The 25207-nt window shown below is 56.5% G+C and carries 16 protein-coding genes; 8 read left to right on the top strand and 8 right to left on the bottom strand.

The genetic code is table 11. From position 1 onward, the window contains the following. The first annotated feature begins 202 nt into the window (after nt 1–202). The 3 genes from CA54_RS14380 (at nt 203) to CA54_RS14370 (ending at nt 3826) form a co-directional block, all read left to right on the top strand. Nucleotides 203–1429 carry a hypothetical protein gene (locus tag CA54_RS14380; RefSeq protein WP_146371420.1) on the top strand — a complete coding sequence of 409 codons (1227 nt, stop codon included), beginning with the start codon at nt 203–205 and terminating at the stop codon, nt 1427–1429. A gap of 92 nt (nt 1430–1521) precedes the next feature. Next, nucleotides 1522–2433, top strand: coding sequence for a sugar phosphate isomerase/epimerase family protein (locus CA54_RS14375; protein ID WP_146371419.1), 912 nt, complete (start codon nt 1522–1524; stop codon nt 2431–2433). A gap of 235 nt (nt 2434–2668) precedes the next feature. Further along, entirely contained in the window at nt 2669–3826 is a 1158-nt protein-coding gene (locus CA54_RS14370) for a Gfo/Idh/MocA family protein (protein ID WP_146371418.1), read from the top strand. A gap of 158 nt (nt 3827–3984) precedes the next feature. Here the strand turns inward: CA54_RS14370 and CA54_RS14365 are convergent, their stop codons facing one another. From CA54_RS14365 to CA54_RS14340, 6 genes are all read right to left on the bottom strand, one after another. After that, on the bottom strand, nt 3985–5301 hold the full coding sequence (locus CA54_RS14365; RefSeq protein ID WP_146371417.1) for a 3-keto-disaccharide hydrolase: 1317 nt from the start codon (nt 5299–5301) through the stop codon (nt 3985–3987). 170 nt (nt 5302–5471) lie between these two features. Next, nucleotides 5472–6833 (bottom strand): Gfo/Idh/MocA family protein, encoded by a 1362-nt coding sequence (locus CA54_RS14360; RefSeq protein ID WP_146371416.1) that lies wholly within the window; start codon nt 6831–6833, stop codon nt 5472–5474. A gap of 165 nt (nt 6834–6998) precedes the next feature. After that, the gene (locus CA54_RS14355) at nt 6999–8312 is read right to left on the bottom strand and encodes an amidohydrolase (RefSeq protein ID WP_197532467.1); all 1314 of its coding nucleotides are present in this window, start codon (nt 8310–8312) and stop codon (nt 6999–7001) included. A 41-nt stretch (nt 8313–8353) separates the two neighbouring features. Then, nucleotides 8354–9208, bottom strand: a complete 855-nt coding sequence (locus CA54_RS14350; RefSeq protein WP_231963064.1) for a HesA/MoeB/ThiF family protein — start codon at nt 9206–9208, stop codon at nt 8354–8356. Nucleotides 9209–9236: 28 nt separating this feature from the next. Further along, nucleotides 9237–10514, bottom strand: coding sequence for a lactate racemase domain-containing protein (locus CA54_RS14345; RefSeq protein ID WP_146371415.1), 1278 nt, complete (start codon nt 10512–10514; stop codon nt 9237–9239). Nucleotides 10515–10771: 257 nt separating this feature from the next. Then, nucleotides 10772–11485, bottom strand: coding sequence for a hypothetical protein (locus CA54_RS14340; RefSeq protein WP_146371414.1), 714 nt, complete (start codon nt 11483–11485; stop codon nt 10772–10774). A 335-nt stretch (nt 11486–11820) separates the two neighbouring features. Between CA54_RS14340 and CA54_RS14335 the strand changes: the two genes are divergently transcribed. Then, nucleotides 11821–12774 (top strand): ornithine cyclodeaminase family protein, encoded by a 954-nt coding sequence (locus CA54_RS14335; protein ID WP_146371413.1) that lies wholly within the window; start codon nt 11821–11823, stop codon nt 12772–12774. Nucleotides 12775–12787: 13 nt separating this feature from the next. On the opposite strand, the gene CA54_RS14330 is transcribed toward CA54_RS14335, so the two are convergent. Both CA54_RS14330 and CA54_RS14325 read right to left on the bottom strand, forming a co-directional pair. Further along, nucleotides 12788–13111: a hypothetical protein gene (locus CA54_RS14330; RefSeq protein ID WP_146371412.1), complete on the bottom strand. Its 324-nt coding sequence runs from the start codon at nt 13109–13111 to the stop codon at nt 12788–12790. A 60-nt stretch (nt 13112–13171) separates the two neighbouring features. After that, complete coding sequence (locus tag CA54_RS14325) at nt 13172–14533, bottom strand: hypothetical protein (protein WP_146371411.1); 1362 nt, start codon at nt 14531–14533, stop codon at nt 13172–13174. Nucleotides 14534–14822: 289 nt separating this feature from the next. On the opposite strand from CA54_RS14325, the gene CA54_RS14320 reads away from it, so the two are divergent. The 4 genes from CA54_RS14320 to CA54_RS14305 all read left to right on the top strand — a co-directional run bounded on the left by CA54_RS14320 (nt 14823) and on the right by CA54_RS14305 (nt 25188). Beyond that, nucleotides 14823–15119 (top strand): hypothetical protein, encoded by a 297-nt coding sequence (locus tag CA54_RS14320; RefSeq protein WP_146371410.1) that lies wholly within the window; start codon nt 14823–14825, stop codon nt 15117–15119. 162 nt (nt 15120–15281) lie between these two features. Beyond that, complete coding sequence (locus CA54_RS14315) at nt 15282–18227, top strand: PQQ-dependent sugar dehydrogenase (RefSeq protein ID WP_197532466.1); 2946 nt, start codon at nt 15282–15284, stop codon at nt 18225–18227. 40 nt (nt 18228–18267) lie between these two features. Continuing rightward, the gene (locus CA54_RS14310) at nt 18268–21609 is read left to right on the top strand and encodes a PD-(D/E)XK nuclease family protein (RefSeq protein WP_146371408.1); all 3342 of its coding nucleotides are present in this window, start codon (nt 18268–18270) and stop codon (nt 21607–21609) included. Between the two features lie 54 nt (nt 21610–21663). Continuing rightward, entirely contained in the window at nt 21664–25188 is a 3525-nt protein-coding gene (locus tag CA54_RS14305; protein ID WP_146371407.1) for a UvrD-helicase domain-containing protein, read from the top strand. Nucleotides 25189–25207: the final 19 nt, after the last annotated feature.

The raw sequence follows: 25207 nt of genomic DNA, 5'->3' as shown, positions 1-25207 counted from the left end.
GACTCCGATGCGGAACGGCTCGAAATTCACCGAATTGAATCACGATTGGATTTCAGGCAATTGCGACGGGGGGGTTCCTTGCGTGTGAAGCAAATCCAGCAATAATAGCCAGCATTGATAAACAATGATGCGATTCTCCCGTCGGCAGCGTGAAGCGGCGGAAATCACCAGACAACCTATGATCCAGGAGTAGTGACCGGTTATGGCGGACGTGGCAAAACTGGCAAGTGATGCATTGAATGCGGGCGGCGGAATTTTTCGATTGGCACCGAACTGGGTTCCCCGGTCGTTTCTGCAGCCGGGACGCCGCTTGAAATTGCACCCTGCTGATTATTACGCGCTGGGCATGAATCGCGGCGGCATCGACGAACGCTGGTTCGGCTCCACAACTCCCGCTGCCAACGAAGGGGCTCCCCCCGATGAAGGTTTGAGCTACATCGAATTCGAAGGCTCACGTTTCACGTTGCGTGATGCGGTCGCTGAGCTGGGTGCAACGATCGTGGGTGATTCGATCTGGGACAAGTATTCCCGCTGGCCCGTCTATTCGAAATTTTTCGACAACATGGGTCCGATTCCGCACCACATGCACCAAAACGAAGAGCAAGCAGCGCTCGTCGGTCAGGAAGGCAAACCGGAGTCGTATTACTTCCCGCCGCAAATGAACGCCATCGGCGATAATTTCCCGTATACGTTCATGGGCCTGGAACCGGGAACCACGAAGCAGGACGTGATCGATTGCCTGTCCCGTTGGAATGACGGCGACAACGGCATTTTGGATCTTTCGAAAGCGTACCGTCTCAAACCGGGCACCGGCTGGTTGATTCCGCCGTGTGTGCTGCATGCACCGGGCAGTCTGGTGACGTATGAGCCGCAATGGGGCAGCGACGTGTTTGGCATGTATCAATCGCTGGTCGAAGGCCGCGAAGTGCCTTGGTCGCTGTTGACGAAAGACTTCCCCGAAGAGAAGCACAACGACTTGGAATACTTGGTCGAAGCGCTGGACTGGGAACAGAACGTCGACACGCACTTTAAGGACAACCATTACCTGGAACCGATTCCGGTGGCCGACACTGCCGCCGACGGATACGTCGACCGCTGGATTGTCTATGGCGACGTGAATGGAAAGCAGTGCTTCACCGCTAAAGAGTTGACGGTTGATCCCGGCGGGAAATTGACGCTCAAGGACACCGGCGCCTACGGTTGGATTACCGTTCAAGGAGAAGGCCACATTGGCAAACTGCGGTTGCAAACGCCGGCAATGATCCGGTTTGGGCAAATGACCGAAGACGAAGTCTTCGTCACCGCCTCAGCCGCCGCTGAGGGTGTCGTGGTAGAAAACACGGGCAGCGAACCACTGGTATCGCTACGCTACTTCGGCCCCGATGCAAATCCGACCGCTCCGGCGGTTGGGGATCATAAGAAACGCTAATCACGTCGGCCGATTGAGGTCATCGCGCACGACCGCAAGCGGTCGGTTTGGGAATTGTTTTTAACACACAATTAAACTAGGGAACACCACATATGAAACGCACGTCAATCGGATCATGGGCCTACACGATCGGACCCTATGCTGAGAACCCTGTCGACTTTGAGACCGTTTGCACCAAGCTCAAGGAACTCGGATTCGACGGTGTCGAATTGGGTGGATTTCCCCCGCATCCCAATCCGGATGATTTGCCGGAAAAATCGCAGCGTGATGAACTCGTCGGCAAGATGAAAGAATGGGGCCTCGACTTCAGCGGATTGGCCGCCAATCTGTGGGGCGAGGAACTGATCAATACGGCGGACCAGTCGAAATACATCGCCGAATTCGCCAAGAACGCCCAATTCTGCGAAGACGTGGGCATTAAAGGCATTCGTGTCGATTGCGTACAGCCGCCGACCATTCTGGATGACGTCGACTACGACACGGCGTTTCAGCGCGTGACCGAAACCTGGAAAAAGTGCTGCCCGATCGCCGCCGATCACGGGCTGTACATCACCTGGGAATGCGAGCCGGGATTTGCATTCAACAAACCCTCGGATGCTGTGAAGATCCTGGATGCAATTCCGAACGAGAATTTCGGTCTGCAATACGATACCTGTCACGGTCAAATGGTGGCGGTCAATGGGTCGCGGCATTACGGTGAAAAGGAGATTTTGCCAGGCGGACAATTGGAGTTCATTAGCATGGTCTCGGGCCGGATCAATCACATTCACCTGATCGATTCGGACAACAAATGCCATAAGGACGACAACGGCGAAGACGAAACGAGCAGCCACCCGCCGTTCGGCGACGGCGTATTGGATTTCGACGAAATCATGCCGGCCTTGGCGAAAGAAAAATTGCCGCACGACTGGTGGACGATCGACCTCTGTTTCTGGCCCAACGCCTGGGACGCCACCGCCAAATGCAAAAAGGCGCTGGACGAATTGGTCGCCAAATACGGTTGAACTGCGGCTCAAGCCCGAACAGCGAGAATCCCCGTAAACGGGGATCTGGCCTCATGTCAAGGTCGCGTATACCCCGCCGTAAACGACGCGGCTAATACTGCTATCGCGGATAAGCCCGGTGAACCGGGCTGTTCAACGGGAGACACATTCGAAATCGTATGTTGTTCAACGGAAATCTCGTGAACACGTATTTCAGTGCATCTAGTAACAACCATCACACAACGAGAGCACAGCTATGACCAAACCCTTGAATATTGGCCTGATTGGCTATGGATTTATGGGCCGGACGCATTCCAATGCGTATCGGCAGGTCAGCAAGTTTTTTGATCTGGAATATCAACCGGTTCTCAAAGCATGTTGCGCCCGCAATGAAGAAAAGATCAAAGAGTTCGCGGAGAACTGGGGTTGGGAATCCTACGAGACCGATTGGCGCAAACTGATTGCCCGCGATGACATCGATGCGATCGACATCGGCTCGCCGAACAATACGCATTACGAAATGGCACTTGCCGCTGCTGAAGCGGGGAAAATGATTCTCTGTGAGAAGCCGCTGGCTATGGATGTGGCGCAAGCCGAAGCGATGACGGCTGCTGTAGAAAAAGCGGGCGTGGCCAATATGGTTTGGTACAACTACCGCCGCGTCCCGGCCATTACGCTCGCTCACCAACTGGTCAAAGAAGGCCGCATTGGTCGGCCGTTTCATTATCGCGCGACCTATCTGCAGGACTGGACGATCGCCGAAGATGTTCCGCAGGGAGGAGCGACGTTGTGGCGGTTGGATGCGGCTGTTGCCGGCAGCGGCGTGACGGGGGACCTGTTGGCCCACTCGATCGACACGGCGATTTGGCTCAACGGCCCGATTACCTCAGTGAGTGCTGCTACGGAAACGTTCGTCAAAGAACGGATGCATCAAGACACGGGTGAAATGCAGCCGGTCAGTATCGACGATGCCTGCATGTTTTTGGCCCGGTTTGAAAACGGCTCGATGGGGACCTTTGAGAGTTCTCGCTATGCTCGTGGCCGCAAGAATTACAACACGTTCGAAATGAACGGCGAAGATGGCTCGGTCTTCTTCGATCTCGAAGACCCACAGATTCTGCAATTCTTCGAATACGCCAACCCCACCACTGGCAAGAAAGTGGAAGACCACTTGACCGGTTGGCGGCGAATTCACGTGACGAACTTTGAACATCCCTACATGGACCGCTGGTGGGTGCCGGGCTGCACAATCGGATACGAACACACCTTCACCAACGCCCTGTCCGATTTCCTCAAAGGCTTGGAAACCGGCGAGCCAGCCCAACCCACCTTCCGCGACGCGTTGCAAACACAAAAGATCTGCGATGCCGTGCTGGAAAGCGCCCGCGAACGGATTTGGATCGACATCGACTAGTGGGGGTTTCACCACGGAAGCACGGAGCAGAGAGGCTGTAGCCTTTAGTCCGTAGACCTTAGGAAAAAACATGGGCAACTCTGCCTACAGTCTAAAGCCTAATGTCTACAGTCTTTTACACCGTGCCCTTCGTGTCTCCGTGGTGAGATTCAAACCCCTCAGTCCAATCGCTTAATCGCGATGTTGCGGAATTCGACGGGGTCCTTGTGGCCGGTTAAACCAAAGTAGCCCGTGGTGCGGTCTTTGCCGGGATGCTCGGTGTCGTCTTTGAATTCCGTGACTTGGCTGACGTCGCCGTCGACGATCACCGTACCGTTGAGTTCGACTTTGATCTTCGAGCCTTTGACGGTCACTTCTTCATAGTTCCATTCGCCAACCGGTCGCAAGTAGCCGCGATGTGCGGGGATCATGCCGTAGACCGAACCGTTGTATTGCCGCGGGTCGAGTTTGGAGTATTTCTCAGCGGTATCATCCAGGATTTGAATTTCGGTCATCCCGACTGTCGAAGCTTGCCCTTTGCCCGGGTAGCGAATCGCCAAGCCGTTGTTGCCGCCGGGGGGGAGTTTGAATTCGATGCGGGCGACAAAATTGCCGTATTCCTCTTCGGTGAAGAGCACACTCCCGGCCCCTTCTTTGCAGCGTAGCGTGCCGTCGACGACTTCGTAGCTATCCAAAGCGCCGGTCCAACCGGTCAGGTCTTTGCCGTTAAACAGTGACGTAAAACCCTCGGCTTTATCGTCTCCGCGGAGGATTTCGTTGGCCTCTTCGCCGGGGATGTCCCGCACGGCGATATTCCGCCAACGGATTTCGCCGCCATGTGTTTGCAGGTGAATCGGTCCTCGTGGGGGAAGCGGCTTTTTGCGGTCTTTGTCCCAATAGTTTTCCATGATGGCATTTTCGACGACGAGTTTGTCGTTGAGATACACCCAGGTGCGGCTGCCGATTTGCCGGATGCGGAACTGGTTCCATTCGCCGAAGGGCCGGTCGGCCAACACGAGCGGAAGTTGGCCTGGTGTGTTGGCGCGGTTGTTGAACAGTCCGCCGGAACCTTTGTCGGCATTACGATCCCACTTGCCCCCCTCTTCGGTATAGTCCCAAATCTGCACCTGTGGCGTGCCGCGTAGATAAATGCCGCTGTCTGCTTTGGCCACCGTTTTGTAGTCGATTAGAAAATCGATATCGCCATATTCCTCATCGGTGGTCGCGTACGGACCGTGTCCATCATTGACCAGTTCGCCGTTCTCGACGCTCCAATGGGCGAGAAACTCTGGTTGTTGCGCTTCGATGGCTGCTTTTTTTTCTTCGGCGGGTGCCTTGACCGTTTGGTGCGGATTGTCACCATGCCAACCGGTCAGCTCCTTACCGTTGAATATTGCCTGGAACCCTTTGGGGGTAACCGGTTCAGCAGCCCATGCACTGCCGCAAATGATTGCCGTAACGGCCAACACTGATGTCCATCCACTGAAGCGTTTCATCTCAAACAGCCTTTCGAATTCTAGTTGCAGTTCGTCCGCGTTTGTTTCGTCGTCATCCGCAGGATTTAGAGGCGGATGTGCAGTATCGCATGCGCACTTTGCATGCTCTTTTTTTGATAGGGACGTCTTTCGTCCTACATGAGAAAGGTGCGTCGCTACGCACCCTACTTTTAGGTGAGGATCCAGCCTTTGCGGTAGTCGCGATGGATATACCGTTCGGCATCGGGGGCGTTGGTGGCCCGCATGTTTTCCGCATCCCATTGTAATTTCTTACCGGTGCGGAAAGCGACGTTGCCTAAATGATTGGCTTCAGTCAGCCAACCGGCGTATTCGAAGTTGCAGGTCGTCGGCTCGCCCGTTTTGCAGGCGTGGATCCATTCTCCGTAATGGCCGCGCGACTTGGGAATCGATTGTTCCGGCGGAGTAAAACCAGTGAACTGTTCTTCGGGTAGCAAGACATGCTTGCCGTAATCGGACAGCAGCATCCCTTTGTTTCCCACGAACAACACGCCGCTGCTCCAACGGGGAATTTGTTCTTCATGCCACATCTGCGGTTTGTAGGTGCCTTGATACCACGACAACTGCACGGGGGGCAGATCGCCGCGTGCTCCGTATTCGTAGACCGCTTGCATCGAAGCGGGAGCGATTTCCGGATGCGGTTGGGGACCGCTGGCTTCGATTGTCAGTGGGTGGTCGAGATTCAAAGCCCAAAACGGCAGGTCGATCCAATGGCTTCCCAAGTCCGACATTGTGCCGTTGCCAAAGTCCCACCAGCGGTACCATTTGGGGCCGGGGAAATAGGTCGCGTGAAAATCGCGCTTGGGAGCTGGTCCCAACCATAAATCCCAATTCAAACCCGCCGGCACTTCCTCGGTTGTGAGCGGCCGTTCAGCGATGGCGTACGGATCGCCCGCTTCTTGCCCCGCTTTGAGGCTATCATGTCGCCCCCACGCCCGGGAAACCCAGACATGTACGTCACTCACGTCGCCAATCGCACCGGTTTGGATCAACTCCACAACTCGGCGATAGTTGTCGCCCGCGTGGATCTGCGTTCCCATTTGTGTCGCCACATTCGCGTGTCCGGCTGCTTCGCGAATTTTGCGGGCTTCCGCGATGTTATAGGTCAGCGGTTTTTCGCAATAAACATGCTTGCCCAGCTGCAAAGCCGGCAGCGTGGCGAATGCGTGCGTATGCTCGCAGGTGCTGACCACGACGGCATCGAACTTGTTGGGGTCCTCGTACATCTTCCGAAAATCGGTGAACTTCGCCGCCTGCGGATGTTTCTTGGCGGCGGCGTTCAGGTTGTTTTCGTTCACGTCGCACAGGGCGACGATGTTTTCTGAATTCACGCCGTTCAGATTGGCGCCGCCGCGACCGCCGGAACCGACGATGGCGATGTTCAGCCGCTCATTCAAATTCCGCGCCCGCAAAATCGCTGGGGCGGCAAACGTGGCGGTTCCAGTTGCGAGTGCTGTTCCTAAAAAACGCCGCCGCGTGACCCCACCGGTGCGGGATTGTTGATTGTCTTGCATCTGTTATTCCCTCAAAAGCAAATCGTCGGGATGGATGGGGAGCTTGCCGGTCGTGAGCAGAACACAAACGGTGATCCACCGCCGACCGATATCACAGCATAACCGACGCTGCTGGTCGAGACTACCTAACGAAGGCTTGAGGCGTGTGGGGTCAGGCTTGAGGATTTATTGGGCGGGCTTTTTTAACAATTCCAACAATGCGCTGGTCATTGCTGTGACACCGGTGCGCAGCGTTTCTTTGGGCTCTGGGTAATACAGCGCCGAATGCAATGAGGGTAGTGGGCGGCCGGTGGATTTGGCTTCGGCCATCCGTGCTGGGTCGATGCTGCCGAGACGAAACATCATCACGGGAATCCCCGCGCGGCCGTAACGGCTGAAATCTTCGCCGCCCATCGAGCGGTCCGATTCCAGCACGTTTTCCGCTCCCAAAGCCTGTTGAAATACCGGGACGATGCGGTCGACCAGCCGTTCGTTGTTGAAGAGCGACGGCGTTCCCATGTCGTACTTGATCACCGGTTCCAGCGCGCGAAAACTTTTGGCGACTGCCTTGGCTTTGCGGATGATGGCTTCCTTCAAGTGTGCGCGCACCGTTTCGCTGTAGCTGCGGATCGTCAATTGCAGATGGCAACTGTCGGGGATAATGTTGTGTTTGGTGCCCCCGTGAATCGAACCCACCGTGATCACCGCCGGTTCCAGTGGAGCAATTTCGCGGCTGACGATGGTTTGCAAATCGACGATCAGATAAGCCGCTAGCACAATCGGATCGATCGTCCCTTGGGGATACGAACCATGCCCGCCGCGGCCGCGGACGGTGATGTCGCAGCTATCGACATTGGCCAGCGAAAACCCTGCCCGGTAGCCGACTTTGCCGGTCTCTAAAAAACTATCGACATGCAGGGCCATCGCATAGTCCGGTCGGGGAAAGCGTTTGAACAAACCATCGTCGAGCATCGCTTTGGCGCCCGCCCCCTTCTCCTCAGCCGGCTGCCCGATCATGACGAGTGTTCCTTGCCACTGATCGCGGTGTGCGGCCATATACCGCGCCACGCCGATGAAATTCGTAATATGAATATCGTGCCCGCAGGCATGCATAACCCCTACCTGCTCGCCTTTTTCATTCGTGACCTTGGCCTGCGACGCATAGGGCAGTTCCGTGGCCTCGGTGACCGGTAGTCCGTCGAGATCAGCCCGCAACATGACCGTGGGGCCTTCGCCGTTTTTTAGAATCGCAACGACTCCATGCCCGCCGACTCCCGTCTCGACTTCCGCGCCGAGGGCTTCGAGTTCCTGGGCCAACTTGGCTGCGGTTTCCTGCTCTTCAAACGAAAGTTCCGGGTGCGCATGAAACTGCTTATAGAGCGTGACCAGTTCGTCGACATGTGTATCAGTCCACGTTTTAACGTCGTCAGCATTGGCTGTGGATGTGGTCGTTACAACAACGGTCAGTAGCAATAACGCCGTGGTCATTCGTTTGAACATGTCACGTCTCCCTTCGAATCAGTTTGATGGCCCGAACGCGATCATCTCCCGATATTGCCGCAGTCGGCACAGGTAGGATTGCGTAACAAATTGCGGCGGCGAAATGTCATATCTCGCAGGTCGTAGGTTACCATCCGTCCTGCGAGCGGTTCGCCCAAACCGGAAATGACCTTGATCGCCTCCATCGCACCCATGCAGCCAACAGTTCCTGAGACAGCGCCGAAGACGGGGAATTCCCGTTTCCAGGCCGGTGGCGGCTCGGGATGCAGGCAGCGGAGGCAGGGGGTCTTTCCGGGAATGATGGTGGTGATCTGTCCTTCCAACTCATACATCGCACATTCAATCAGCGGCTTTCTCTGTGCCAACGCTTGCCGGTTCATGGCGAAACGTTCCTCAAACAGCGGCGCGCAATCGACGATCACATCGGCCTGCGCCACGATCCGCTGGGCATTTTCTTCGGAGATATTCTCGCCGATGGGTTCGATTTCTAGCCGCGGATTGAGTTCCAACAACCGCTGCGTCGCTGATTCCACCCGCGGTTTGCCCAACCAGTCGTGCGTCATTAATAGTTGCCGATTGAGGTCGCTGTGCTTGACGTTGCCGGCATGCGCCAACACCAACTTGCCGATCCCCGCCGCTGCCAGTTCATATGCTACGACACTGCCCAGTCCCCCGACCCGGGAGACGAGCACCGAAGCCCCCCGCAGTTTCTCCTGCCCCGCTTCGCCGAAACCTGGCGTCCACATTTGCCACTGATAGGTGGCGCGTTCTTCATCGGTGAGCGGTTGGGATTTGATCATGATCGACGGGGGTGGTGAATGTTCGTGTTGTGCAGCGCGACCCCCCGGCAAAGCCGGGGGCTGGGGGATGTGTGTATCGAATGTATTTTTTTCCATCAGCCCCCGGCTCCGCCGGGGGTTATCGTCAGACGCCCACCGGCTGTTCGGCGACGGCCGCCAAATTTCCGTCGGCATCAAATTGCATTTCACTGGGACCGTCGATGATTTCCAAATCGTCGCGGTTTTCGATCTCGGCCAAATAGGCTTCGCTGACCAGCACTTCGCCGACATGCAACGTCGTGGAAATATGAATCACCCGCGCATCCGGCGCATCGGCCAAACCGGTTGTCGGCAACGCCGCATCGAGCACTTCTCGGTCGCTGTCATAATGCACCGGAATCATCGCTGCGGAAGGGTGTCCACCGGTGAGCGAGTTGATCGTGGTGATGTTTTGATCAACACTCTGCACCGTGCGCGAATTCGTAAATTCCGCCAGCCCCAGTCCGCAGGCGTTGCCGTGCGTTTCGTAAGTCAACCCCCGCACAAAAATGCGTTTCACGCTGACGTCGTCTTTGTCGGTCGCACAGTGGTCGCTGTATTTGCGGCCGATGACGTTGGTGTCCATACCCGATCCACTAATGTCCTTGCCGATTTCATCGATGATCAACAGACCGACTTTGTCAAACGGCAAGCGCGGCATCCATTGTTTGGCCTGTTTGAGCAATTCTTTTTCGCGGCTGACAAAATTCTCCGGCGCCACAGCTGCCAGCAGCGCGGTTTGATCGTAGGCATTTTCTACAATCGCCAAACCGGCGACAATGCCGCATTTATCCAACACTGAATCGGCGACAGCGGTGATGATCTCGCCGAAGCTATAATCCAAAATGGCCCGGTGATAGATCTTGGCTCCCGCATGTTTGCCCAGCCCGATCAGCATCATTTTGAGCAATCCGCTCTCGATTTCACCGACAAACCCGGTATGCGGTTTCACGCGTCCGCAGACCAATACATGGTCGGCGTCGTAGGCGTGCTTGTCAAAATGTACCGGAATTCCTTGCGGCGTTTTGTCGACGATGACTGTTTCCATCGACGAGCGGATCTCTGCGCCGGTGTAATCCTCAGTGATCCCGTACCCTTCGACGATGCCCCGCTGTCCTTCAGGCGTCCCGCCGCCATGACTGCCCATTGCCGGCACGATAAACGGTACCGCCTCCAGCGATTTGACATGATCGACGGTGGCTTTGATGATGACTGCGATATTCGCAATGCCGCGGCTACCAGCGGTAATGGCGACCGTTTCGCCCGGTTTGATTTTCTTTCCCAACTGCAGCGAGGCAAGTTGGGATTCGACGGTCGCTGGAATATCCTCGACGGACGGGCCTTCAAAGCGTTGCTTAATGCGTAACATCCGCGGATAGGTCATCTGAGTTAACTCCAAGTGTACGATGGTTGCTGGCGGTGGAGGCTTGGGTGGTGAGGCTTGAGGGGATAGGCTTGAGAAGTCGTTGCCTCAAGTCTCGGGCCTCAAGCCTCAAGAATTAAGCCTGTCCGTATTGTGATCCCCGCTGCGGAATCACGCAACTGACCGGCTGTTGCTGAGCGGATTTCTAGAAATCCAGCCGATCGTATGCGGTCCCATCGTTCCTGGCCGGAGCGTTTTGCTCGACAATCGATGGTCAGCTATGCAGCCTTGCGTGCGGATGGTCGTGCGGCTCCGGCAACCGATTGCGACGGATGAAATGGCGACACGTCGGCGGCGGAACGAGTCACTTCGCTGGATAGCTTGCCCGTGCGGGACAGCACCTCTGAAGCGACGATCGTCATCAAGAGCATCAGCCGCCCGGCCAGCATCATGGCTGAGTTCACGCGGTACGGCCAAAGCCCGACGCGGACGCCCCAACTCCAAACTTCGGATGTCATGAGCATGGGCAAGCACTGACACAACAGGCTCGCCACCAATAGACTGACCACCAGTCGATTTTGCAGATAGGGCCGCAGCACTTCAAATTTTGCCAAGGCGTAACAAATCAGAATGGACAGGGCGATGGCCGCTCCCAGCTTACTTCCTGAAAAATCGATCGCTTGGTACCAAAAGCAGCCAGTTAAATAAATCAGCCAACGGTGAAATAAATCACCGCGCAACACCCAGCAGGTCGCCGCCGTCATAAACGATGTCGCAGCCAGGGCGGTGGTGATCGGCAGCAAGAGACTCGGCTGGCCCACCGGCCAAAAGTAGCCGTACAGACTGCCCATCGTGGAGGCGATGGCGATAGCCGGCACAACCAGCACCCAAGGAGAGAAGTGCCGCAAAACGGCCCGCAAACGGAGCATTTGCGTTACGACCGAAAACAGGATTCGGCCAACAATGCTCGTTTGCACTTTCGATGCACTCATCCGCATTTTCCTTGCTGAGAACGTTTCCCGCGAAGTTGCGTCAGCCGACAAAGTGGGCAGGTCCGTGGCCATTGCGACTCGACCGCTCGATTCGCACCGGACACAGCAAAATCCAAGTCCGCTGTCACGCGCTCGTAGTTGGGTCAATGATGATGCGAAGGAATCGTACCCGCGATTTCAAAACAGCGGAACCTCAATTGGCGGCCGCTATCTCAAATCCGCCTCTGCTCTAAGGAGCATAGTTGCGCCGCATCCGTCATTTGTGCATAATGGGAGCGAGCATGATCCGCCAGCGGCCTGACAACTTCATCCTTCTCAAGCAACCTCAGTAAACAATGACCATCCCCCTTTTCACTGACGACGATGTGCGGCACAAGCTCGATATGCCGACCGCTATCGAGGTGATGCAGCAAGCTTTTGGGCGGCAAGCGGCCGGAACTCTTGCTGCTCCTGCCCGTTTGCAGGCTGACTTAGAGGTGGGCAAGTTGGTCTTCACCACCGGTGCCGCCACCGATACACCGTCATACCTGGGGTTTCGCGTTTACGATGTCACGCAATTGCATTCGCCCGGTCGCGCTGAATTGACTGCGGTGTTCAATACCGACGACGGAGCCTTGAAAGGCATAGTCGTTGGACCGCTGTTGGGGGCGGTGCGGACCGGCGCCATTGGGGGGGTGGCCGTGAAATGGCTGTCGCGCCCCGACGCCCGGGTGCTGGGCATCCTGGGTAGTGGATACCAAGCGCGGACACAATTGGAGGCGGCGCTGTCGGTCCGCAGTTTTTCGGAAATCCGCGTCCATAGCCGCTCTGTTGAACGCTGTGCTGCGTTTGCGAAGCAAGCGTCGAAAATGACGACCGCGACTGTTCAGGCCTGCCGCTCAGCGCGCGAGGTGGTTGAAGCGGCGGATGTGTTGATTTGCGCCACAGCCAGCGGCGAGCCGGTATTTGATTCCGCATGGCTGCGCCGCGGTGTGCACATCAACACGATCGGCCCCAAATTTCACTCAGCCAGCGAACTCGAAGCGAGCGTCGCGGGGAGAGCGCAACGGATCATCACCGATTCGCTGGCGCAGGCAGCCGCGGTCGGTGAGGATTTTATTCTGCACGGAAGTGATGACTTCGCCCGGTTGACATCCCTCAGCGATATCATTTCCGCCAACGAACCGGCGCCGCGGGCTGCCGAGGAGATTTCGCTGTTTTATTCGCTGGGGCTGGCAGGAACGGAAGTGCTCTTAGCCAACCGGTTGATCGAGTTGGCGACCGCTGCCGATGATTCGCCGCTAAAGTAGTTTCATCAACAAGTTACATGACGCGGTCGGCCGCCCAGGCGTAACGGCGGCCCGTTTTGAATTCCTTGTAGTCGGCGTCGGTTGGCTCGTGGATCCGGTCCCGCTTATAAGCCGTGTTGACGGTATTGAGAATCTTAGTAATTTCGGGTTGCGAATACCCTAGTCCACGAATCTCGAAGTAATCGCCGTTGATGTCGAACAGGCAAAACCGGTCGTTCCAAACACGGACCAAGCGCAGCATCCGCAACTCACTCCGCGAGCGTTTTAAAAACGTGAGTGCACCATCCAGTGTCCCGGATGCGAAATCGTAACTTGCCAGAGGTGAGGTTTCGGCCATGGTGTTGCGACTGTGTCTCTCGGACGTCAACATTCCTCCGGAATGGCGAGGCGAGGTCCACTACTTATTTTTGTTTTTGTTTCGCTTCTTAGCCTCGCGTGCCGAGCGAATGATATTAATGACATCTTTGGCCGTCGATTCGACATCAATTTTCTTCACGCCGTCATCCTTTTTCTCGGTCAATCCCCCCACCAATTCGATGACCGAATTCCCAATCGGTTTGGGCTCCTCCAGGGTTTGATCTTCACCGTTGAGCCGACCGGCGAGTTCATCCAAGATGTCTTGCCCTTTGGCGAAGCCAACGATCGGCGCATCCAACGTTCCATGCACAACCAAAGTCAGGGGGCGCTGTGTTAATTTTTCCAGGACCGGGATGCCTACCGTCATTTGGCTGGGCAGCGCGACCTCGATTTTCAGGTCCAACTGCCGATCGACCCCGACCAACCCGCTGGTGCGAATCTCCAGTTCCTCAGAAATGTCCGGCAAGACAAACGCCATTCCTTCGTGGTAGACCCCCTCTTTGCCGACGTGAAAATGGACGCGAGAATTCTCCAGTACGCGAATCGTTTCCGGCGGAGGTTTATTGAGCAGGCCGGCGACCAATTTTGTGATCTCGACTAAAATGGGATTTCGCAAATTCGACCGTACATGATGCAATGCCACGCTGCCGGTAATCCGCATGCGATCATCCGCTTCGGCCGATTCGGTTTGTTCGACGGGAAGCAGAAACTCCTCGATTTCGACAGAGACTTCTCCTTCGACAGATGCTGCATCGGCCAAAACCGGTGCAACTAAATGCAGGCCGCGGTCGCACAGTTCCGGCGTCAATGACTGATGGTCCAACACCACAGCGGGGTCGATGACCAATTCGCGTCCCGATTCTGATTGGCGGAGCCTCAACGTCAGCGTCACGTCGTCGACATCGACCACCGGTTCGTCGGCGTCTATTGTGCTGACCACAATGCCTGCCTTACGGACCGCAGCCACAAACGTCGATTCTGGCGGATCTCTGTCCTTGACCGCGTCGGCCAAATCGTCGAGTGGCAACTCTTGGCTACCTTCCCGTAACGTGAACTCTAAACGCGGCTGTTCAATTTCAATGCCGCCAATATCGGGCAATGCGAGCAGCAGTCCGAGCAATGACCGTTCGACCTGCACACGGTCGATCGTGACCAACATCCGGTCGTCATCGCGAACGACTCGCATCTGGTTCAGAGAGGCGCTCGACGTCCAGCCAAACGAAGCGGAACCAACCGAGGCCTGCAACCGCGGATCATCGATGGCGCGATTGACCAACGTATTGCGGAGCGGAGTATTGGCGACAATCGTCGGGAGACAGGCAATCACTAACACAACCACACCGACAACGGCCAATCCAATTCGCAACCAGCGTCTTTTCGGTTTTGGTGTCTCTTCGTTCATTGTTCCCCATCCTCACAACGACACACGTTAATAATCAAGCTATGCGGAATTGTAACAGATCGAGGAACCTGCTGTGAATCGTGCATGCGCCCATGTGCCCCACCGTTGCCCTGGTGCATGAGAAATGTTGCCGGAGAGTATTCCCAGCCCGTTAAGGTCAACGCATTCCCCATAGCCGGACCGGTTTGAGGTAAGTAGCGACTTTCCCGCATTTTCGATTTTGTATTTGCCACCACCCCGCTTTAAAAAAGATGCTGGCATTTCGGTCGGCATCCGGGGGAGCGGAAAGATGCGCAAGTTCATTGGCGAATTCGTATTGGTCTGTCTGATTGTGCAAATGGTGATCCTGGTTCAATTGGACACGCGAACCTCGGATGCGAAATCAGGAGCCGGCCCCATCACCGCAGCGCCCGCACCCCGCTACGTCCAGCGCAGCATCGCCCCAGTGGCCGTCGCGTCGTGGGATGGGAATGAAACGTTGACAGACGAGCGCCTTCGTGAGGCGGAATTGCAATCGCACACACGTGTGGCTGAAGAACTCTCCCTACAAAACGTTTCGCTGCCGGTAACAGAACCAGCCCCCTAAAACGATGCACGGCGATCATCTGCCATTGCCGATTCCAACTGCTGCGGATTTGCGGGACGGGAAGATTCTGGCCTCGGCTCCCCGCTTCTGGTAATCTATCCGACTCGGCGTCGACTTCACGCCCAATCGCGATAACTTCCCAGATCATGGCTGCGCATGCGTATGATGAAATCCAAATACAGGGTGTGGGCGGCGTGGTTCTTGTTGGCCCCATTGACTGCGACAGCTGATGAGCCGGCAGCGAAACCAGCAGCAACGGCCGAAGCACCGTACGGTTTACCGCAACGGCAGCGCTGGACCACGTCCCGCATCACCGGTTCTCCCGAGCCGCCCAAACCGTACACCGTCGAGCGGGTTTTTCCGCAGTTGTCGTTTGAAAACCCGGTGGAATTGACGCCGGCACCGGGCAGCGACCGTCTCTTCCTGTTGGAATTGCACGGAAAAATCTACTCGTTTCCCAACCGCAACGACGTCGGAAAACCGGACTTGGTCGTTGATCTGCACAAGACGCTCACCAAGGCGGGCAATTTCTACGGGTTGGAGTTTCATCCTGATTTTGAGCAGAATCGCTACTGCTATGTCTGTTACGTCATTGGTTCAAACATACCGGACGGCTCGCACGTTTCGCGATTCACAGTGAGCAAAACCGACCCGCCCACGATTGATCCGGCCAGTGAAAAGCCGATCATCACCTGGCCCTCGGGTGGACACAACGGAGGGTGTCTGAAGTTCGGCCACGACGGATATCTGTATGTCTCCACGGGTGACGGCACGGGACCGAATCCGCCCGACATACTGAAAACCGGACAAGACATTAGCGACCTGTTGTCGTCGGTATTGCGGATCGACGTCGATCAGTCGGCCGAGGGCAAGGGGTATGCGATTCCAACGGACAATCCGTTTGTTGACATCGAAGATGCGCGACCGGAAATTTGGGCGTATGGATTCCGCAATCCCTGGAAAATGAATTTCGACACGCGTAGCGGACGGTTGTGGATGGGCGATGTCGGTTGGGAATTGTGGGAGATGGTTTACCATGTCCGTCGCGGCGGAAATTATGGCTGGAGCGCCGTCGAAGGTCCACAACCGATTCACACAAGTGTCGATCGCGGCCCGTCGCCGATTTCACCGCCGACCGTCGCGCATCCGCACTCCGAATCAGCCTCGATCACCGGTGGTCATGTGTATCACGGTACGCGGCTGGGGTCACTGTCGGGCAAGTATCTATACGGTGATTTCGAAACCGGAAAAATGTGGGCTGTGGGATACGATGGCGAGCGGGTGACCTCGCAAGAAGAGATCGCCGATACGACACTCAAGCTAGTCTGTTTCGGGACCGACCAGAAGAGCGAATTTTACGTGGTGGGATATACCCCCGGCGAGATTTATCGATTGGTCCCCAACCCGGCCGCCGGTTCGCCAGTCGAATTCCCGCATAAACTTAGTGAAACGGGATTGTTGCGTTCGGTGGCCGACCATACTCCAGCGGAGGGGGTGATCCCGTATTCCATCAACGCCGAAGCATGGGCCGACGAGGCAACAGCACAGCGCTATGTCGCAATACCGGGCGACGGCACGGTGACCACTAAAGGCAGCCCGTGGGTTTTTCCTAAAGATTCCGTTTTGGCGAAGACAATTTCACTCGACATGCAACCGGGCAGTGACAATGGCCGCCGCCGCATTGAGACGCAGATTCTGCATTACGACGGAAGCGCCTGGCAGGGATACAGCTATCGTTGGAACCCGGAACAGACCGACGCAACGTTAGTCGCCGCCGAGGGAGTGGATGTGCCGCTTGATATTCAAGACCCGACCGCTCCTGGTGGACACCGGCAACAGACGTGGCATTTCTCCAGCCGGACGGAGTGCATGCGCTGCCACAATCCCTGGGCGGGAAACGCGTTGGCGTTCAATGCTCCTCAATTGAATCGACAACATCACTATGGTGCGGCGGCCGATAACCAACTTCGCTCGTTCGCGCATGTCGATTTGCTCGACCAGGATCTGTCGGAGCCGACTGACAAATCTGTCCTCGTTAATCCCCACGATCCGGCGGCCGATCAGAATTTGCGTGCAAGATCGTATCTGCACACGAACTGCGCGCATTGCCACCGCATGCATGCGGGGAGTTCGGTCCTTTCCAAAATGCAATACGATTTGGAATTGCCAAAGACGACCATGCTCAACGAGCGTCCCTCGCAAGGGACATTCAGCATACCGAGCGCGCGTGTGATTGCTCCGGGAGATCCGTACCGGTCGGTCCTGTGGTACCGCATGTCCAAATTGGGACGAGGCCGCATGCCGCACATCGGTTCCACGATGGTGGATGACGCTGGAGTGGAGCTGATCTACGATTGGATTTCCCAATTGCCGGCGACGACCGACAGCGAATCCCCCGCCACGGCGACGGATGATCACCTTGCTGCTGTCAACAACACTGATACGAGTTCAGAGGAACAAGCCGTCGCCGTGACGCAACTGCTCTCGACAACCACCGGCGCACTCCGCGCGCTGCGTGCGGTGCAACAGTCGTCGTTGGGCGAAACGATGCGCCGCAAGATCATCGCACAGGCTCTCGCTCATTCCGACAGCCAAGTCCGCGATCTGTTTGAACGGTTTCTGCCCGAGGAACAGCGTGTGAAACGGTTAGGGAGCATTATCAAACCCGAACAAATCCTCGCCCTAAAGGGCGATGCGAATCGTGGACGCATGTTGTTTGAAAAAAATGCGAGTGTGACCTGTCGCAATTGCCACCGCATCGACAAAACCGGCGAAACGCTAGGACCGGATCTCCGCAAGGTCGCCCAGAAAAAAACCGCTGCGCAACTTTTAGAAGGAATGCTCAGTCCTTCGGCCAAGATCGAACCTGAGTTTGCTACGTTCCTGATTGAAACAAAAAAGGGCCGTGTGTTTACAGGAATTGTTGTGAGCAAAACGGACAGCGAAATTGTGTTGAAGGATGCTTCGCTCAAGGAAACGCGCGTGCCGGTCGAGCAAGTGGAATTGATGGAACAACAGACGACTTCGCTGATGCCTGAACTCCTATTGCGGGACATGCCCGCTCAAGAAGTCGCCGATTTATTGGCTTATTTCACGTCGCTCAAATAACCGAGGCGGACGACACCGCGCAATTCAGGGAACGATACGCATGACCGCCACGATTCAAGTGTTAACCGGCCCGGCGAGCAGCGGCAAAACGGACCGCATGCTGGGGCGATACCGCGCTCATTTGCGGGATGCGGCCGACAAGCTGGAAATCGGCCGCGGCCTGTGGCTGACGCCGACTCACTTCAGCGCCGCGTTCATCCGCGAAAATCTATTGGTCGATGATCTGGCTGCCTGTTTCAATCCGCAGGTATTCACGTTTTCGGGATTTGCGGACCGCGTGTTGCGCGACAGTCCCGCAGCGGTGACACCGATTTCCCGCATGCTACAACGGGTGCTTGTCCGCGGCATTATCGAGAAGTTAAACGCCGACGATGCGTTGGGGCATTTCTCGCCGATTGCGGTGACGACCGGATTCATTGATCAGGTGTTGGCGTTTATCAGCGAGTTGAAACAAGCGGAGATTTGGCCGGAGCATTTTGAAGAGGTAATCGCCGCCGACAACCCGCATCCCCGCGATGCAGAACTGGCGCTGATTTATCGCGTCTATCAACAGCACCTGCTGGCGCATGATCTGTACGACGGGGAAGGTCGGTTTTGGTCGGCCCGCGATCAACTCACCCAAGGGCATTGGGGAACGTTTGCGGATTTGGACTTTGTGGTCGTCGACGGGTTTAGCGACTTCACCAAGACCCAATACGAGATTCTCCAGCTGTTGGCAGGCAAGGTGACGGAGATGTTTGTCACCCTGCCGCTGGAATCGCCGCTGCAACGCGGGGACCTGTTCGCCAAGCCGCTCGGGGCGCTAAAACAACTCGAGCGACACTCGAACGTGCAGCGTGACAAATGTGTCGAGATCGCCGAAAACCGTCCGGCTGCCTTTTCCCAAATCGCCGCGAATCTATTTCAAAATCCCCGTGACGTCGTGCCGTGCGGAACCGCTGCGGATGTTTCTGTGATTGAAGCAACCGGGCAACAGGGTGAGGTTCGCACGATGGCCTCGCAGATCAAAACGTTGTTGGCGGCCGGGACCTCGCCTGTGGATATTGTCGTCACCTTCCGGTCGCTGACGGATTATGCCGATCTGCTGCACGAAACATTTACGAACGCCGGAATTCCCTACATCTGCAAGTCATCCGAGTCCTTGGCCACAAACCCGGTGATCAAAGCGTTGATGGCGCTGTTGCAAGTCGCCGCCGAGGATTGGCCGTTTGAGCGGCTCTTGCCGCTATTGCAGAACAACTACTTTCATCCCGATTGGCCCGAGTATACGGAAGGGGAGTCAACGCGGGACGTGGCGGCGCAGTTGCGGCGGCTGCAATTACGCGGCGGACGGCGCGAAATTCTCAAACGGATCTACCGTGCCGCTCAACCATCAGAAACCGACGAAATGCTTTCCGGCGCGAAGTTGGAAAAACGCCGCATCCAACAACAATCAGCCGGAGCGGCGGGTGATTTTCTAACGCGCTTGTCAGCCGTATTAGAACCGCTGCAACAACAGCATACCCGCAGCGGGTGGGCGGAGATTCTGGTCCGGATCGGACGGGAAATGCGTTTCGATCCGCGGACATTACCGGCGCTCACCGATGAGGGAGAGCGCGACATGCGTGCGCGGGATACCGATGCCTGGCAGGCGTTTGAGAACATGCTGTATGCGGCGGCTGGTTTTGATGAACGAGTCCACGAGGGTGGCCAGACGATTGATTTCCCACGGATGCTCACCGAACTGACGGATCTGATTCATCAGACGGAACTTTTAAACCGTGACTCGGCCGTGGGTAAGGTGCGCGTGCTGGATGCGACGCAAGTCCGCAACTTGGACATTCCTGTTTTGTTCGTGGGCGGACTGACTGAGACGGGATTTCCGCAGCGGCGCGGCGACGATTGTTTTTTCAGCGAAGCGGACCGCCGCGATTTTAACGAACGAGGATTGCCGCTCCAGCATCGCACGTCGCGGACGCAGGACGAGATGCTGCTGTTTTACGGAGTCGTGACCCGTGCCCGTCAACGGTTGATCTTGAGCTATCCGGCAATGAATTCCACCGGCCAACCGCTCCTGCCCAGCCCCTATCTGCTCACGCTGCAAAACCTGTTCGACGAAGGCGCCGTCCCGATTATGCGGCGGATGGAACTCGATCCGGTGCCGCCGATTTCGGAGATGCTCACCGAGGCGGACCTCCGCGTGGTGGCTGTTGAACAAGCGCTAAACAAGGACGCCGGTCCGCTGCGCTCGCTGTTTGAGTTGCCGGGACACGAACCGTTGGTTCGCAATATTCTCGCAGCAGCAACGATGGCCGACCACCGCTTCCGCATTCACGGCTTCACACCCTACGAAGGCCTAATCCCCGGTGCCAAGCATCAGATTCTGTTAGGCAAACGGTACTCGATAGCCCACGAATTCAGTGCGACGGAACTGGAAGCATACGCGAATTGTCCGTTTCAATATTTTGCGGGACAAATCTTAAACGTGAACGCCTTGGATGCCCCCGAGGTGAAAACAGATTACAAGCAACGGGGAAATGTGGTGCACGACGTGCTTAAGAAATTGCACCAGCAATACCTCGCCGTGAGTACGGAAAATGGCGATGACCCGCCATCGGAACAAGAGTTGTCCGCACAATTCGATGAGCTGCTGCAGACGCTGTTGCGACAACACGCGGACGATCCGAAATTGATGCAGACCTTGACGGAAATCGAAACGCGGTTGTTGTCGGAATGGGGTGAAGAATACGCCAGGCAATGGGCCGAGTATTCCAAGGATTCGGAGAAGAATTGGGACGAACCGCCGCAACCGGTGAGATACGAGGTCGGATTCGGCGCTGCTCCTGGGGGTGATCCGGCGACGGATGCTGCGGAAACGGCCGAATGTTTGGTGTTGGGCGTCGCGCATCGGGCGGTGCGAATTCGTGGGCGGATTGATCGAATCGACGTTGGAGAAATCGCGGGAACGCCGGCGTTTAACGTGGTGGATTATAAAACCGGAACCTCGACCAAATTCACAGCGAAAAAAATCTCGGAAGGAGGTTTGATTCAATTGCCGTTGTATGCGATGGCTGCTGAGCGGTTGGGGATGGTGGCCGCCGGCGCGCAACCGATGGAACTGGGCTATTGGTTCGTAAAGGAAACCGGATTCAAAAGTAAGCTCACCGCCGGGCAGGTCAACGAGGGGAAATTCACAGCCAGTGAAGTCTGGGAACATTTGCAGGCGACGCTCGAAGAATCAATTCCGCAAATGGCAGCGGGAATTCGTCGCGGACAATTCCCGGTTTACAACGAGGACACAAAATGCACGACGAATTGCCCTTACAGTACGACTTGCCGTGTGGGTCAAATCCGGCCGTTGGCCGACACGCTGCATAAAACTTGGAAACTCAGCGACCAATAAACTCGGCACGGATAGCAAAATGATTTCTACAACGATGATAAGCTGGCAAATTCCATGACGGACGACGCGACCACACTCACGCTGCAACAGGCCGCTGCGATTTCCATGCGCGACTATTCCGTCGGCCTCTCGGCGGGGGCCGGTTGTGGAAAGACCTTTGTGCTCACGCGACGGTTTTTATCGCACCTGGAACCGGGGCCGCACAAAACCGAATTGAGTAAGCTGGTGGCGATCACGTTTACCGATCGTGCCGCGAGCGAAATGCGCGGGCGAATCCGTGAGGAATGCCACCGACGGTTGCAAACCTGTCCCAGTGACGCGGTCCCACATTGGCTGGACATCGTCCGCGATCTGGAAACGGCTCGCATCAGTACGATTCACGGATTCTGCGGGTCCCTGCTCAGAACACACGCCGTCGAAGCCGCCGTCGACCCTGGATTCACATCCCTGGATCAGAATGCCAGCAACGCGGTCCTACGGCATGCGGTGAATGAATCGTTACTCACGCAGTTGGAACAGAGCGACGAGGATGCCAAAGCGATTGTCCTGCAACATGGCCTGGAGCGTGCTCGAACGATTTTGGAACGGTTCGTCACGCTACGATTTCGCGTCGACTTCGAGCGTTGGTCGCAAGTGACGGTTGAGGAGTGTCTCGACAACTGGACGACACAGGCCAACGAGGAATTGCGCGAAGCGTTGATCGATTTGCGACGCACACCAGCGGCGCGGGATGCACTGCGATTGATGACCGAATTCTGTCCGCCCGACCAGAAATGGCTCGGGCCGCGGCGGACAATTTTGCTGGAAGCGCTTCCGGAAGAGGCTTCCACCGAAAACCCGGCAGAGATACTGCAGGCAATCGCAAAAAACGCGTCGCTAAGCTATGCGGCATCTGCGAAGTATTGGCCGTCCCCCGAGATTCATCAACGTGTCCGAGACACGTTGAAAGCCCTCAAGGATTTGGCGGGCGCCGGGGCAAAAATCAAGTTCGGCGACGAGGACGATCTCCAACAGGCCGCCGCGTGCGGATTGTTGGCCCTGCGTGTCGCCCGGTATGCGGTGGCTGCGTATGAACGCCAAAAACAGCAAGCGGGGGCACTCGACTTTGACGACCTGTTATTGCGGGCGCGGAACTTGTTGCGAGATTCGCCTCGCGTCCAGCGGAGTGCCGCGGCGGGAATATCGCTGTTGATGGTCGATGAATTTCAGGATACCGATCCCATTCAAGCGGAAATCGTCGAAGCATTGTGCGGAGACCGGCTCATCAACGGCAATCTCTTTTTGGTGGGGGACAAGAAACAATCGATTTACCGGTTTCGTCGCGCCGACCCGGCGGTGTTCACCGACTTGCGGAACAAACTGCACGAAGACGCGCAGTTGCCGCTAAGCATGAATTTCCGCAGCCAACCGGCGATCTTGGATTTCGTCAACGCGCTGTTTGCCGATGAACTGGGGGACGATTACGAACCGCTCATCCCGCATGTCGAACAACTCTCGCCGTCTCCTTCGGTCGAGTTCCTATGGGCAACGCCTGCGGAAGGTGAAGACGGCCCAGTGAAAACCGCGAAGGATGAGCGTCGCCGTATCGAAGCCGATTGGATTGCACGGCGTTTGCATCAACTGCTGCATGACGGCGTACCCCGGATTCGCATGAAGAATCCGGAAACGGGGCAGGCTGAACTGCGAACGGTGGAGCCGGGTGACATTTGCATTTTGCTGCGTGCGATGCCCGACGTGCGGTACTACGAACAAGCGCTGCGTGAGTATGGATTGGACTATTACTTGGTGGGAGGGCGGGCTTTCTATGCGCAGCAAGAAGTCTACGACATCGCCAATTTGTGCCAATTCCTGGGCGATCCCGACGACGACGTCAGTCTGCTGGGGATTCTACGATCACCGTTTTTCGGACTGCGGGACGATACGCTGTTTGCGATGGTTCAAAATTCGGGGACGCTATCGGCAGCCCTCGCCGCCGCACCACCGGAGAACATTGAGGAACAACAACAAGAACAGGTCCGCAATGCCTCGCTGGTGCTAGCGGAATTGCGCCGCGAAAAAGATCGCATGCCGTTGCATCATTTGTTGAGTCTGGCGCTGGAACGGACTGGCTACGATGCGGCGCTGCTCACGGAGTTTATGGGCCGCCGCAAATTGGCCAATTTGCGAAAACTGATCGAGATGGCGCGGCAACACGAACGGACGGGGCTGTTGACGATGGCCGATTTTGTGCAGCGGTTGCAACAAGCGGTCGCCGAGGAGGAGCAAGAAGAACTCGCCGCCACGCATCCCGAAACCAGCGACGTGATCCGCATCATGACGATTCATAAGTCCAAGGGGTTGGAGTTCCCGGTGGTGGTGGTCGCCGACCTGGACCGCGGAGCCGAGTCGCGCCTCGACACAGTGGAGTATGATTCGCAATTGGGGCCGTTGGTGTCGGTCCCTGCTAAATTCGGCCGAAAGTTTGAGCACTTGGGGAAGAACCTGTTCAAAGCTGAGGAATCTCGACAGGATGATGCGGAACGGAAACGGTTGTTGTACGTGGCACTCACCCGCGCCGCCGACCATTTGATTCTCTCTGCCAATCTAGAGGCGATCGACAAACTGTCCTCGCCCTGGATGAAGATTTTGGCAAAGTATTTTGATCTGGAAACCGGAAAACCGAGCCTCGACGAAGAGACCGGGGCAGCCATCATTCCCGAAGACTATTTGCTCGCTGTTCCTGAAGTAGCCGTCTGCACGTCACAGCCGCCGCTACCCGATATCAAGAAGGAATCACTCACCGGGTTGTTGCCGCTGAACCAACTTGCCGATGAATTGGAACAAGCCGAAGCGATGGTCTTGCCGGACTCGTTGCGGAGATTTGCACCCAATTCATCCAAGCGGCGGCAGTTTAGTGTGTCGGAGTTGGAACAGATCGATGCCCAACTGCACTCCCGCCCGGCAGCCATGCTCGATCAGGTTCGTCGCCCGGATGATGACGAGCCGCCGATGACTGCTGATGCGGCAACCATTTTGGGAACCCTGGTGCATGCGGCGTTGGAACAGGTCGATTTTGAAGATTTCGGCGACGTCGTAGCTCTCGTCGAGGAGTGCAGTCTCACCTTGGCTGATGGGGCGACCGAAGAGATTCGTCATCGTGCAGCGGAGATGATTCGCGGTTTCGAGCAGTCGCCACTCGGCCGTGAATTGAGCACTGCCCGACGGATATTCCGCGAATTGGAGTTCCAATGGCGCTGTTCCAGCGAGGGCGACACCCCGCTGCGTTACATTGCCGGCTTTATCGATTGCCTGTATGAGTCTTCCGACGGAACTTGGACAATCGTCGATTACAAAACCGGACGGACGACGCATCACGGGGACGAAGCGGCGCAATTGGCCGCCTATGAATTGCAATTGGGGACGTATGCGCTCGCGGCACAGCAACTGCTGGGACGTCTTCCCGATCGTGTGGAGTTGGTCCTCTTGGCAGACGATTGCCGACGGCTTTCGCTGGAGGTGAGCGAGGAACGGCTAACAGCGATCCAGCAGCGATTAAGCGCAGCCATGGCGGTGGTCATCGATGGCGCCGTAAACCATTGATGCGAGACGCCCCGAGAGG

It is taken from the genome of Symmachiella macrocystis, assembly GCF_007860075.1.
GTDB lineage: Bacteria > Planctomycetota > Planctomycetia > Planctomycetales > Planctomycetaceae > Symmachiella > Symmachiella macrocystis.
The sequence above is the reverse complement of the archived record's forward strand: the minus strand, read 5'-3'. Positions and strand labels throughout refer to the sequence as shown.

Coding starts and splice junctions, on each gene's coding strand:
- CA54_RS14355 (WP_197532467.1), bottom strand. CDS start 8,312: ATGTTCAAACGAATGACCACGGCGTTATTGCTACTGACCGTTGTTGTA.
- CA54_RS14325 (WP_146371411.1), bottom strand. CDS start 14,533: ATGAACGAAGAGACACCAAAACCGAAAAGACGCTGGTTGCGAATTGGA.
- CA54_RS14340 (WP_146371414.1), bottom strand. CDS start 11,485: ATGAGTGCATCGAAAGTGCAAACGAGCATTGTTGGCCGAATCCTGTTT.
- CA54_RS14375 (WP_146371419.1), top strand. CDS start 1,522: ATGAAACGCACGTCAATCGGATCATGGGCCTACACGATCGGACCCTAT.
- CA54_RS14315 (WP_197532466.1), top strand. CDS start 15,282: ATGATGAAATCCAAATACAGGGTGTGGGCGGCGTGGTTCTTGTTGGCC.
- CA54_RS14345 (WP_146371415.1), bottom strand. CDS start 10,514: ATGACCTATCCGCGGATGTTACGCATTAAGCAACGCTTTGAAGGCCCG.
- CA54_RS14330 (WP_146371412.1), bottom strand. CDS start 13,111: ATGGCCGAAACCTCACCTCTGGCAAGTTACGATTTCGCATCCGGGACA.
- CA54_RS14320 (WP_146371410.1), top strand. CDS start 14,823: ATGCGCAAGTTCATTGGCGAATTCGTATTGGTCTGTCTGATTGTGCAA.
- CA54_RS14305 (WP_146371407.1), top strand. CDS start 21,664: ATGACGGACGACGCGACCACACTCACGCTGCAACAGGCCGCTGCGATT.
- CA54_RS14335 (WP_146371413.1), top strand. CDS start 11,821: ATGACCATCCCCCTTTTCACTGACGACGATGTGCGGCACAAGCTCGAT.
- CA54_RS14370 (WP_146371418.1), top strand. CDS start 2,669: ATGACCAAACCCTTGAATATTGGCCTGATTGGCTATGGATTTATGGGC.
- CA54_RS14365 (WP_146371417.1), bottom strand. CDS start 5,301: ATGAAACGCTTCAGTGGATGGACATCAGTGTTGGCCGTTACGGCAATC.
- CA54_RS14310 (WP_146371408.1), top strand. CDS start 18,268: ATGACCGCCACGATTCAAGTGTTAACCGGCCCGGCGAGCAGCGGCAAA.
- CA54_RS14350 (WP_231963064.1), bottom strand. CDS start 9,208: ATGGAAAAAAATACATTCGATACACACATCCCCCAGCCCCCGGCTTTG.
- CA54_RS14360 (WP_146371416.1), bottom strand. CDS start 6,833: ATGCAAGACAATCAACAATCCCGCACCGGTGGGGTCACGCGGCGGCGT.
- CA54_RS14380 (WP_146371420.1), top strand. CDS start 203: ATGGCGGACGTGGCAAAACTGGCAAGTGATGCATTGAATGCGGGCGGC.